Genomic DNA, 13,176 nt, shown 5'->3' with positions numbered 1-13,176 from the left:
CTCTCCGTTCAGGGCTCAGATTTCACGCTTGAGCTTGTCGGCCAGTTTCAGCGACAAGGCCGCGATCGTCAGCGTGCAATTGACGGAGGCAGCAGTCGGCATCACACCGCTGCTGGCGATGAACAGATTCGAGTGATCGTGCGTGCGGCAGTCCACGTCGACGACCGAATCCCCAGGATCGCTGCCCATGATGGTGGTACCCATGATGTGATTGTTCGGCGCGAACGTATCGTCGAACGAAACCTCGGCGCCGCCGAACAGCGAGGCGATCTGCGCATACAGTTCATGCGTGTTCGCCGCGCTCTTCTTCACGTAGTCGTTGATCGAGTAGTAGATCTCGGGCTGCGGAATACCGAGCGCGTCCTTGTGATCCGCCGAGGGCACCACGCGGTTCTGCGGCTCCGCGAGATGCTCGTGAAAGCTGTTGATGTTCAGCGTGCGGGCCGCGCGGTCGCGGATCTGCCGGTCGAACTCGGCGCCGGTGAGGCCTTTTTTGAGCAGATCGGCGGTCACGCTCATGGTCGGCACGCCGTTCGACAGATGCAGCTTTTTCGCCGCGTAATCGGAGCGGAACGCGCCGTCGCGGAAATTGACGATCGAGGTCATCTCCATCGGCCCGCGTCCGGGCCACAGCGGTTCATTGGCGAGGAAGGTGACGCCCGTGCCCGGATGGTCCATCAGGTTACGGCCCACCTGGTCGGAGCTGTTGCCGACGCCGTGGGGGAATTTGTCGGTGGTCGACATCAGCATCAGCTTCGGCGTTTCGATGCCGTTCGCGGCGAGCACGAACAGCTTGCCGGTGACCCGTGTGCTGTTGCCGTTCGGGTCCTTGTAGTGGACTGCCGTGATAAGCCCTTTGTTGTCCGCTTCGACGCGGTACACAACCGCCTCGGGAATCAGTTTTGCGCCGGCCTGTTCGGCCTTCTCCGCATGCACCACGCCGTTGTACATCGCCGCGATCGGGCAGATCGGCATGCAGTTGTTATTGCCGCAGCAGGTGGGCCGCGCATCGTACGGACGGCTGTTGCGCGCGACCGGCTCGGGCACCACCTTGAAGCCCTGTGCGTTGAGCACGTCGCTAAAGCGCTGATCCATGTACGAGAGCGGCAACGCGCTCATCGGATAAGGCTTGGAGCGCGGCGAACCGAGATCGATCGTGCTGTCCGGCCCGGAAACGCCCAATTGAATTTCAGCCGCCACATACCACGGCTCCAGCGTTTCATACGAATAAGGCCAATCACGTCCCACGCCGTACAGCTTGTGCAACTGGAAGTCCGACGGCAACAGCCGCCACGCGGCGGCCGCCCAGTGCCACGTCGTGCCGCCGACCAGCCGCACATACTGTGAGTTGTACGGATAGTCGCCCTTCTGGATCAGGTAATTGTTGGCGGGCGCGTACTCGGGATGCGGCGCGTACGGCGTGGAGGGATACGGCGTCGCGAAGTCGGACTTGACCGGCGAGTTGCGGAAATTCTCGACGATCTGCCAGCGCGGGATGCGCGGCCCGGCTTCGAGCAGGATCACCGATGCACCGGCCAACGCCATCTGATGCGCAACCAGCCCACCTGCCACGCCCGACCCGACCACGACGATGTCGGCGGAATTTGAGTTTGCCATTGTTGCCCTCTTCTTTGTCGGCCAGAGTTAGCGCTTTAGCTGTCGACCAGAGTTGGCGCTTTAGCTGTCGGCCAGAGTTGGCGCTTTAGCGCTTACTCTGGTCCCATGCAAAGCTCTTACTCTGGTCCCATGCAAAGCTCTTACTCTGGTCCCATGCACGACTGTGCCGGCTTATCGTTGCTTGCGGGTCTCGCGTGCCGACGTCTCGTCAAACGGCTCAATCAGGCGATACGACGGCAAGGCACGCGCGAGAGGAACGCCGTTCAGGCGCTCACTGGCTTCTGCGTCCAGTAGAACGGCACGTCGCGGCAATAGGACGGAATCGTCAGCACGTCCTTGACCGGCTCGAACATCAGCGCTTTTTCATAAGCGACCACGTCCACATGCGGCATGTCGCCCACGAGACCGAGATACCACGCGCGCATGATCGCGCCTACAGACTTGGCGAGCGCGGGCTGATCGGCCTGTAATGCCTGCGTGACGGTATCGGACGGCACACCGCCATGACCCTGCAGCCACGTGTTGAGCGCGGCGACGTTCTGGGCGAACTGGCTGTCGGATTTGGCGAGGGCGTCGTAGACACGTTTGCCGAGCACGGCGTCGAAGCCCGAGCGACCGGTAAGACGCTGCGAGAGCGCAAGGAACGCATCGAGCCCGCCGCCGGCGGGCGCATCGGCAAACGCCGGGGCGATCCACGAGAGCGGTTGGCCCGCGCCGGCAAACGCGAGCGCGGCGGCAGTGGCGCATGCGCCCAGCACCCATATCCTGCGTGAGGCCGAGAACGAAAACGAACGCGAGGCATGCAGCGAAGGCAACGGCGAAGACCTTCGCGAAGAAGGCAACGAAGACGAAGTTGACGACGAAAACCCGGCCAAATGCGTCACTTCGCGGTGCGCATCTTTTTTCTCAGGAACATCTGTCATGGGGGCTCCAGATGGTGAGTCGATCATGAGTCGTTCTCGACGGAAAACGCGGCCGTGGCGCGATGCCGCCCACGCATTACGTCGATTTCTCTATCCCAAACCTGGTCTGGCGCCGCTTAAGCGGTCTTGTGTGGCTGCATGATGCCGAAGCGAGCCGCATTACGTTGTGCTGATGACAGCCTTGTGAAATGGCTTCAGTGCGCGGCGTGCAACGCGAAAAGCGTGCCGCCTGCCAATCGCCTTTCAACTGAAAGCGGCGCGCAAGGCCGTTGCGAAAGACTATAGCCTGTGATTCCCCCATTCGACAAATGGTGCCCGAAGCGCGAGTAGAATCCGCGACACAGACGGCCCTCCACTCTTGACCTCATGCTCACAAAATATTATCCGCAGGTTCTTCGCAATCGACCACGCATGCTGATCGGCCTCGTCGCTGGCCTCGTCGCCGCGCTGGCGGTTCCCGAGCACACACGCCCCATGGTGCGTGTTCTGGCCGGCTGGGATGCCGCAGTGTGGACCTATCTCGTGCTGATCTGGGTGCACATGGCCTTCGCCGACGAAAGCCATGTCCGCGAATTCGCGCGGCGCGACGATGAAAACGCGGGGGTGGTGCTGGTGGTGATCTGCGTCGCGACGATCGCCAGCATTGCCGCGATCGTGCTCGAACTGGCTTCGGCGAAGGGCACGGCCGGCGCCTCGACTGCATGGCACTACCTGTTGACCGGCCTTACGATGATCGGCGCATGGTTCATGATCCCGACCATTTTCACGTCGCACTATGCGCGAATTTACTACGACGCGGATGCGCCGGAGACCGCCCTGCTGTTTCCCGACCACAAGCTCCAGCCAGACTACTGGGACTTCCTGTACTTCTCGTTCACCATCGCCGTGGCCTCGCAAACCTCGGACGTCGTACTGCGCTCCCGCACGATTCGCCGCGCCGCGCTCGCGCAGTCGATTCTGTCGTTCTACTTCAACGTCGCCGTGCTGGGCTTGTGCGTGAACATCGCCGCGGGCCTGGTCGGCTCTTGAGCCGCCCTTCTTCCGTGACGGTCTTTTCCCTCGCAACGCTTGCGCCGCCGGCCGCCGCTTCGCCTTTTGCGGCCCCGGCGCGCGTCTCGCTCCACCCCGTGTAAAACCCGGACGACGCCCGTCCGTTTTACACGCGGGCTGTCCGCCAACACGCCTCCGCCGCTTCCGGCCGTCAGCCGCGCCTCCCAATAGGGCGCGCGCTCCCGCCCGCTTCGCTTCCGTCCAAAACGCACTGGCACACCGTTTGCTGCGTCTTGCGAATAGTTCTGGCCGGCCACGTGCCATCGACGCCTGGCGTCAAAACATTCCTAACTGGCCAGCGGCGTGACGATCTTTGCACTACATTGACCAGTACGCGCCCTCGCTTCACGCCTCGCGCGGTATCCGGCTCTGGAAGCCCAATGAGCGCTGTGATCGCATGCCAATTGCATCCACACCGCAGCAGGACGAATCTGGAAAAGACCGATGGAATCTCCAAACGGGTACGCGCCGCGGATTTACTTTTTCCATTCACTTCTCGTCGGGCCGCTCGACGCATGGCCTGCGCAGTTCGCTCACGCAGCCGGACTGGGCTTCGATCACGCGCTGATCGGCGGCATTTTCGAGCCGGGCCGGGCGGGTCACGCACAGGTGGTCGGCAACCACGGCCGGCTGCATCCGGTGTTCGAGACCGGGCAATCGGCCACGGAGGCGATCCGCACGCTCGCGCACGCCGCCCGCCAGAACGGTCTGACCTTGCTGGTCGATCTGGTGATCGACCGGATGGCCGCCGATGGTGCGCTGTACGCCGAACATGCCGGCTGGTTCCACCCATTCGAGTCTGAAGAGGCGCGGCTCGACCCGCGCCACGTGCATCACGAGGACAACGTCGCGTATGCCAACTTCAGCGACGACGCCAGCCGCGATGCACTACTTGGCTGGTGGACGCAGCAACTGCTGGCGCTAGCCGATGCGGGGGTCGGCGGCTTCCGGTTCGATTCGCCGCATCGCGTGCCGGCCGCCGTTTGGCGGCAACTCGGCGACGCGGTTCGCGCGAATCATCCTGAGATGCGTTTCCTTGCCGCGACGCCGGGTCTCGCCCGCGGCGATCTGCTCGGCCTCGAAGGCGCGGGTTTCGACAGCGTGTTCTCGTCGGTGCGCTGGTGGGACTTCCGCGCCAGCTGGATGGTGGAAGAGCATGCCGCGCTCGCCCGCATCGCCGCACCCATCGCCTTTCCCGAAGCGCCTTACGGCACCCGCCTCGCCGCCGATCTGAGCGACGCGCACGACGCCGCCATCGTCGAGCGGGCCTACCGGCGCGCGCTGTTCGCGTCGGCCTCGACCGGCGCCGGCTGGATGATGCCGATGGGCTTCGAATACGGCATCGCCGAGCCGATGTCGCAAACACGCGGCGACGCTGCGCAGTTCGCCCTCGCCTGCCAGTCGAAGCCATTCGACCTCTCGGAACGGATCAGCCATGCGAACGACGTGGTGCGCAATACGAGGACGCTCCACGCCAACGGCGAATTGCGCCCGCTAAGCGGGCCCGACGTGCCCTTCGCGGTGTTGCTGCGCGCCGACACACCCGATCTGCGCAACGCCGGCGAAGCGATCCTGATCGCCATCAATCCGGAACTCGGTACGCCTGTGCGTGTCGATCCTGCCCGCTTCCTCCCGGGCGTACCGGGCAACTTCACGCGCTTCGTCCCGCTCGACGCGCCAGGGCATGCCACGCCCGCCGCGTTGACGCCGTTCACGCTGGCACCCGGCGCGGTCCGTTTGTTCCGCGGGACCGCCGATAAACCGATCCGTCTCGCGCCGCCGATCGACAAGGCGACCAGCAAGCGCAGCGGCCACAAGACCGTGCTCGAAGCGATCAGCGCGCCGCGCGTGGCGATCGAGAGCGTCACGCCCTCGGTCGATAACGGACGCTTTGCCGCCAAGCGCGTGGTGGGCGAGCGCGCCGAAATCACTGCCGCGATCTTTGCGGAGGGTCACGACAAGATCGCAGCCGCCGTTGTCTGGCGCGCCGCCGACGAGACCGCCTGGCACGAAGTGCCGATGAGTCCGGCCCAGCCGGTTGGCCTCGATATCTGGAAGGCGCGCATTCCGCTGGAGCGCCTCGGCCGTCACGAATTCACGGTCATTGCATGGCGCGACGACTTCGCGTCGCTAGTCGAGCATATCCAGAAGAAGCTGAAAGCGGGCCAAACCGTCGAACTCGAACTCGACGAAGCTGCGCATCTGTTCGCGCTGGTGCTCGCCGAAGTGGAAACCGCGGACGGCGCGATGACCGGGCCGCTCGACCATATCGTCAAGCGCTTCACCAAGGCCGACGCCGAGACGAAGCTCGCGCTGCTGCTCGAGCCGGCCACCGCGAGTGCGATGACCGCCGCGCGCCACCGCCCGTTCCTGAGCCGCGATCCGATCGTCTACAAGATCGACGCCGAACGGACCGCCGCGCGTTTCGCGAGCTGGTACGAGATCTTCCCGCGTTCGATGAGCGACGACGAATCGCGTCACGGCACCTTCGCTGACGTGGTCACGAAACTGCCGCGCATTCGCGACATGGGCTTCGACGTGCTGTACTTCCCGCCGATCCACCCGATCGGCATCGCGAACCGCAAAGGCCGCAACAACACGCTGAATGCGCAACCGGGGGATGTCGGCAGCCCATACGCGATCGGCGGGGTCGAAGGCGGCCATACCGCTGTGCATCCCGAACTCGGCACGCTCGACGACTTCAAGCAGATGCTGGCCGCCGCGCACGCGCACGGCCTGGAAATCGCGCTCGACTTCGCGATCCAGTGCTCGCCGGACCACCCGTGGCTGAACGCGCATCCGACGTGGTTCGCCTGGCGCCCCGACGGCACGCTGCGGTACGCGGAAAATCCGCCGAAGAAGTATCAGGACATCGTCAATCCCGACTTCTATGCGCACGACGCCAAGCCCGATTTGTGGCTGGCGCTGCGCGACGTATTCCTGTTCTGGATCGAAGCCGGCGTGCACATTTTCCGTGTGGACAATCCGCACACCAAGCCGCTGCCGTTCTGGGAATGGGTGATCGACGACGTGCGCTCGCGCTATCCCGACACGATCTTCCTCGCCGAAGCGTTCACACGGCCACGCATGATGAACCGCCTCGGCAAGATCGGCTTCTCGCAGTCGTACACATATTTCACGTGGCGCGAGTCGAAGCGCGATTTCATCGAGTACCTGACCGAACTCACGCAAACCAGCGCGCGTGATTTCTATCGGCCGAATTTCTTTGTCAATACGCCGGACATCAACCCGCGGCATTTGCAGTCGTCGGGGCGGTCGGGCTTTCTGATTCGAGCGGCGCTCGCCTCCACACTCGCAGGTTTATGGGGCGTATATAGCGGTTTCGAATTGTGCGAAGCCGCCGCGCTGCCGAACAGCGAGGAATATCTCGACTCCGAAAAGTATCAACTGCGCGCGTGGGACTGGCACCGGCCCGGCAACATCGTCGGCGAGATCAGTGCGTTGAACCGGATTCGCCGCGCGAACCCGGCATTGCAAACGCATCTCGGCTTAACGTTCCTGCCGGCGCACAATGACCATGTGCTGTTCTTCGAAAAAGCGACCGAAGCACGCGACAACGTCATCCTGGTGGCGATCAATCTCGACCCGTTCAACGAACAGGGCGCGGATATCGAATTGTCGTGGGACACTTTCCAGCGATGGAATCTGCACGACCATGGCGCGCTGGAAGTGACCGATCAGATGACCGGTGCGCGTTTCGAATGGCACGGCCGCTGGCAGCACATCCGGCTCGGGTCGGGCCAGCCGTTTTCGATCTGGCGCATCGCGCCGCTCGGCGGCTTACCTGCTGAGCGCCCAGATGATGCCGACAGCGACGATCACGCAGACGACGCTGGCAACCTAACCTTTTTGGAAGGTGCGACATGAAGCGTGACGATCCAGCCCAAAGCACGTCGCAGGCCCACGCGAGCACAACCGCCGGCGGCGCGGCGAAAGCGCGGACGGCACGGCGCGGCAAACCCGCCGCGCTCAGCGACGATCCGCTCTGGTACAAAGACGCGATCATTTATCAGGTTCACATCAAGTCGTTCTTCGACGCGAACAACGACGGCGTGGGGGATTTTCCCGGCTTGATCGCGAAGCTCGATTACATTGCCGAACTCGGCGTGAATGCGATCTGGCTGCTGCCGTTCTACCCGTCGCCGCGCCGCGACGACGGCTACGACATCGCCGACTATCGCAATGTGCATCCCGACTACGGCCAGATTGCCGACGTGAAGCGCTTCATTCAGGAAGCGCACGCACGCGGCATCCGCGTGATTACGGAACTGGTGATCAACCACACGTCGGATCAGCACCCGTGGTTTCAGCGCGCCCGCCGCGCCAAGCCGGGGTCGAATCATCGCAACTACTATGTGTGGTCCGATACCGATCAGAAGTACCAGGAAACGCGGATCATCTTTATCGATTCGGAGCCGTCTAACTGGACGCATGACCCGGTCGCGGGCGCTTACTTCTGGCACCGCTTCTATTCGCATCAGCCCGATCTGAACTTCGACAATCCGGCTGTGCTGAAGGAAGTGCTGCAAGTGATGCGCTTCTGGCTCGACATGGGCATCGACGGGCTGCGGCTCGACGCGGTGCCGTATCTGGTCGAACGCGAAGGCACCAACAACGAGAACCTGCCGGAAACGCACGCGGTGCTGAAGAAGATCCGCGCAACCATCGACGCCGAGTATCCGAATCGCATGCTGCTCGCCGAAGCGAACCAGTGGCCGGAAGACGTGAAGGAATATTTCGGCGACGAAGACGAATGCCACATGGCGTTCCACTTCCCGCTGATGCCGCGCATCTATATGTCGATTGCGAGCGAGGATCGCTTTCCGATCACCGACATCATGCGGCAAACGCCGGACCTCGCGGAAACGAACCAGTGGGCAATTTTCCTGCGCAATCACGACGAACTGACGCTCGAAATGGTGACGGATTCCGAGCGCGATTATCTCTGGAACACCTATGCGAGCGATCGCCGCGCGCGCCTGAATCTCGGCATTCGGCGCCGCCTCGCACCACTGATGGAGCGCGACCGCCGCCGCATCGAGCTGATCAATTCGCTGCTGCTGTCGATGCCAGGCACGCCCGTTATCTATTACGGCGACGAGCTCGGCATGGGCGATAACATCCACCTCGGCGACCGCGATGGCGTACGCACGCCGATGCAATGGTCGTCGGATCGCAACGGCGGATTCTCGCGCGCCGACCCTGAACAACTGGTGCTGCCGCCGGTGATGGGTTCGTTGTACGGCTTCGACGCCGTCAACGTCGAAGCGCAAAGCCGCGACCCGCATTCGCTGTTGAACTGGACCCGGCGCATGCTCGCCACCCGGCGCGCGAAGCAAACCTTCGGACGTGGCACGATCCGTTTCCTCAAGCCGGAAAACCGCAAGATTCTTGCGTATCTGCGCGAAATGCCGGACCAGCCGCCGATCCTGTGCGTGGCGAATCTGTCGCGCGCGCCGCAAGCGGTTGAACTCGATCTATCCGAGTTCAACGGCGCGGTGCCGGTCGAAATGACCGCGGATTCCGTGTTCCCTGCGATCGGTCAACTCACCTATCTGCTGACCTTCCCGCCGTACGGTTTCCTGTGGTTCATGCTGTGTTCGGGCGGCCAGCGTCCAACATGGGCGCAGGCGCATTCGGAGCCGCTGCCCGAATTTGTCACGATCGTGATCCGCGAGGGCCAGATCGGCCCCACACCAGAGAACGTGCGCCTGCTCGAATCCGAGGTGCTGCCGTCGTGGTTGAGCCGGCGCCGCTGGTTTGCCTCGAAGGATCTGAAGATGCATGCGGTACGCCTCGCCGCGTTGACGACGATCCCCAACGGCGGCTTCGCGTTCACCGAAATCGAAGCGGACGTGGGCGACCATACTGAACGGTACGTCGTGCCAATCGCCATCACGTGGGGCGGCGAAACCACGACGCCGCTATTCATGCAACTGGCACTCGCGCGCGTGCGCCGCGGCCGCAACGTCGGCCATCTGACGGACGCGTTCGCGCTGCCGATCTTCGCACATGGCGTGCTGCGCAAACTGCGCGAACGCGCGGTCGTGCCGACCGTGCAGAAGAGCGAGATCAAGTTCATTCCAACCGAACGCTTCGACGAACTCAGCGAACTCGGCGAGCGGCCCGAGATCCGCTGGCTGGCGGCCGAGCAAAGCAACAGCTCGCTGATCATCGCCGATGCTGCGGTGCTGAAACTGGTGCGGCGTCTGGTGAGCGGCATTCATCCGGAAGCGGAAATCAGCCGCTATCTGACCCAACTCGGCTACGCGAACACCGCGCCGCTGTATGGTGAAGTGGTGCGCGTCGATCCCGAAGGCGTGCCGCATACGCTCGCGATTTTGCAAGGCTTTATCGACAATCAGGGCGACGCCTGGAACTGGTCGCTCGATTACCTGCGCCGCTCGGTGGACGAACTCGCCATCGCCGTGGATACGGAAGCGCAAGCGGCGGACCGCGATAACGAAGCGATTCTCATGGAAGGCTACAGCGCGCTGGCGGGCGTCATCGGCAAGCGGCTGGGTGAATTGCATGTGGCGCTCGCTTCGCCTGCCGACGACCCAGCGTTCGCGCCGGAACCGGCCAGCGCCGACCAGGTGAAGGCGTGGGTCGACGGTACGCAAGCCATGCTCGCCAGCGCGCTCGATCTGCTCGCGCCGCGCATCGAGCAGATGAGCGACGCGGACATCAAGGCATTGGCGCAAAGCCTGATCGATCGCCGCGCCGCGCTCGTCAAAGCCGTCAACAAGCTGGTCTCGGGCAATGCGGGTGCGTTGCGCACGCGCATTCACGGCGACTTCCATCTGGGCCAGGTGCTGGTCGCGCAGGGCGACGCGTATCTGATCGACTTCGAAGGCGAGCCCGCGCGTACGTTGGAGGAGCGGCGCCAGAAGTCGAGCCCGTTGCGCGACGTGGCCGGCTTGATGCGCTCACTGTCCTATGCGAGCGCCGCGGCGCAGTCCACGATGGAAAGCGCGCCGCAGCAGACCGCCGATCGCAAGCGCACGCTCTTCGAGCGTTTCCGCGCGCACGCCACCGAAGCATTCCTGAAGGCATACCGCACCGCTGTCGCGGATTCGCCGACGCCGCTGGTGGCGCCCGAAGCCGAACAGGCCTTGCTCGATCTGTTCCTGATCGAGAAAGCCGCGTACGAAATCCGTTACGAAGCGGCCAATCGTCCGACGTGGCTCAGTTTGCCGGTACGCGGCCTCGCCGCGCTCACCAGCCGCTTGCTCGGCGACACCAGCCATTCGCAGCACGATCCATTAACTCAGGCGCCAGGCGCCGCCACACCGCCTACTCCGGCCGAGGGCGACTATGAGTGAGCATGATCCGGCCGCAGGCCTCCAACCACTCGATATCGACGCGCTCGTCGAAGCGCGTCACCCCGATCCTTTCGCGCAACTCGGCATGCATCAGACGGACGCGGGTCCGGTGGTGCGCGCGCTGTTGCCCAACGCCTCGCATGTCATAGTGATCTCGCGCGCCGATGGCTCGACACTCGGCGAACTCGAGCAACTCAGGCCCGGGCTGTTTTCCGGTCGAGTCACGTCGGGGGCACCCTATCGCCTGCGCATCGACTGGCACGGCACCGTGCAGGAAATCGAGGACACGTATTCGTTCGGCCCGGTTCTCGGCGACGAGCCGTTGGGGCGTCTCGCTGGCGGCGACCCGTACGCGGTGCTCGAATGCCTCGGCTCGCGTCCGATGGAAGTGGCCGGCGTGCCGGGCGTGCGCTTTGCCGTATGGGCGCCGAACGCGCGGCGCGTGTCGGTGGTCGGCGACTTCAATTCGTGGGATGGGCGCCGTCATCCGATGCGCTTGCGTCATCAGGCCGGTGTATGGGAATTGTTCGTGCCGCGCGTCGGCCCGGGCGCGCGCTACAAGTACGAATTGCTCGCCCGTGACGGCCATCCGTTGCCACTGAAAGCCGATCCGTGCGCCATGCAAACGGAAAAGCCGCCTGGCACCGCATCGGTGGTCGCGCATGTCGACGAGATCGAGCAGTTTGCGTGGACCGACCAGGACTGGATTCAGTCGCGCGCCGCCAGACAAACCCCGCGCGCACCGATCTCGATCTACGAAGTGCATGCCGAATCGTGGCTGCGCGTCGCCGAAGAAGGCCAGCGCGGCCTCACCTGGGAAGAACTCGCCGAGCGGCTGATTCCTTACGTGAAAAGCATGGGCTTCACGCACGTGGAGTTCATGCCGATTGCCGAGCATCCGTTCGGCGGTTCGTGGGGCTATCAGCCGCTGGGACAGTTCGCGCCGTCCGCGCGCTTCGGCAAGCCCGAGCAGTTCGCCCTATTCGTCGACAAGGCGCACGAGGCCGGCCTCGGCGTGATTCTCGACTGGGTGCCGGCGCACTTTCCGAACGACGCCCACGGCCTCATCGACTTCGATGGCACGCCGCTCTACGAGCACGCCGATCCGCGCGAAGGCTATCACCAGGACTGGAACACGATGATCTACAACCTCGGCCGCAACGAGGTGAGCGCGTTCCTGGTGGCATCGGGCCTCGCTTGGCTGAAGCGCTATCACGTCGACGGCCTGCGCGTTGATGCGGTCGCCTCGATGCTGTATCGCGACTACTCGCGCGAGCCTGGCGAGTGGGTGCCGAATATCCACGGCGGGCGCGAAAACCTCGAATCGATCGCGTTTCTGAAGCGGCTGAATCATGAAGTCGGCTATGTGCCGGGCGTACCGGGCGCGATCACGATCGCCGAGGAGTCGACCGCGTGGCCGGGTGTGACGGCGCGCGTCGAAGACGGCGGCCTCGGCTTCCAGTTCAAGTGGAACATGGGCTGGATGCACGACACGCTGCACTACATGGAAGAGAATCCGATCTACCGCCAATACCATCACCACATGATGACGTTCGGGATGGTGTATGCGTATTCCGAGCGCTTCGTGCTACCGCTCTCGCACGACGAGGTGGTGCACGGCAAAGGCTCGCTGCTCGGCAAGATGCCCGGCGACCGTTGGCAGAAGTTCGCCAACCTGCGCGCGTACTTCGGATTCATGTGGACGCATCCGGGCAAGAAGCTGCTGTTCATGGGCGGCGAATTCGGCCAGATGGCCGAATTCAACCACGACACGTCGCCGCACTGGCATCTGCTCGACGATCCGAACCATCACGGCGTGCAGAAGCTCGTGCGCGACCTGAACCGTCTGTACAGCGAAGAGCCTGCGCTGCATCGGCTCGACAGCGAGCCGGGCGGCTTCCAATGGCTGGTCGGCGACGACAGCGGCAACAGCGTGTACGCCTACCGCCGCACCGATGGCGAGGGCCGCGAACTTGTCGTCGTGTGCAACATGACGCCGGTGCCGCGGGTCGGGTACCGGATCGGCATGCCGCGCAGCGGCCGCTGGGTGGAAGTGCTGAATACAGATGCTGGCGTGTACGGCGGCTCGAACATGGGCAACGGCGGCCTGCTCCATACCGACAATGTCTCGAGCCACGGCTGGCCGCATTCCGCTGCGCTGACGCTGCCGCCTTTGGCGACGATCGTGTTGCGCGCGGATTGATGGATGTGTTGTAAGGCGAGCGCGCGGCGGCCAGGCC

The 13,176-nt window shown here is 63.8% G+C and carries 6 protein-coding genes; 4 read left to right on the top strand and 2 right to left on the bottom strand.

Annotated elements, in window-relative coordinates; translation table 11 throughout:
- Positions 1–15: 15 nt before the first annotated feature.
- Entirely contained in the window at positions 16–1,617 is a 1,602-nt protein-coding gene (locus P3T22_RS27575; protein WP_063498440.1) for a GMC family oxidoreductase, read from the bottom strand.
- A gap of 263 nt (positions 1,618–1,880) precedes the next feature.
- Positions 1,881–2,540, bottom strand: coding sequence for a sugar dehydrogenase complex small subunit (locus P3T22_RS27570; protein ID WP_063498439.1), 660 nt, complete (start codon positions 2,538–2,540; stop codon positions 1,881–1,883).
- Positions 2,541–2,906: 366 nt separating this feature from the next.
- Here P3T22_RS27570 and P3T22_RS27565 point away from each other — a divergent pair, with 366 nt between their 5' ends.
- The 4 genes from P3T22_RS27565 (at position 2,907) to glgB (ending at position 13,139) form a co-directional block, all read left to right on the top strand.
- Positions 2,907–3,569 carry a DUF1345 domain-containing protein gene (locus P3T22_RS27565; RefSeq protein WP_063498438.1) on the top strand — a complete coding sequence of 221 codons (663 nt, stop codon included), beginning with the start codon at positions 2,907–2,909 and terminating at the stop codon, positions 3,567–3,569.
- Positions 3,570–4,034: 465 nt separating this feature from the next.
- Positions 4,035–7,478, top strand: coding sequence for a maltotransferase domain-containing protein (locus P3T22_RS27560; protein ID WP_429326670.1), 3,444 nt, complete (start codon positions 4,035–4,037; stop codon positions 7,476–7,478).
- Positions 7,475–10,936 carry a maltose alpha-D-glucosyltransferase gene (gene treS / locus P3T22_RS27555; RefSeq protein WP_429326669.1) on the top strand — a complete coding sequence of 1,154 codons (3,462 nt, stop codon included), beginning with the start codon at positions 7,475–7,477 and terminating at the stop codon, positions 10,934–10,936. The genes P3T22_RS27560 and treS overlap by 4 nt, the downstream gene beginning before the upstream one ends.
- On the top strand, positions 10,929–13,139 hold the full coding sequence (glgB, locus tag P3T22_RS27550) for a 1,4-alpha-glucan branching protein GlgB (protein WP_429326668.1): 2,211 nt from the start codon (positions 10,929–10,931) through the stop codon (positions 13,137–13,139). Before treS ends, glgB begins: the two co-directional genes overlap by 8 nt.
- The last annotated feature ends 37 nt before the right edge of the window (positions 13,140–13,176 follow it).

The sequence above is a fragment of the Paraburkholderia sp. GAS348 genome, assembly GCF_050434205.1.
Lineage (GTDB): Bacteria > Pseudomonadota > Gammaproteobacteria > Burkholderiales > Burkholderiaceae > Paraburkholderia.
Note: the sequence above shows the minus strand (reverse complement) of the source record. Positions and strands in the feature narration are given on the sequence as shown.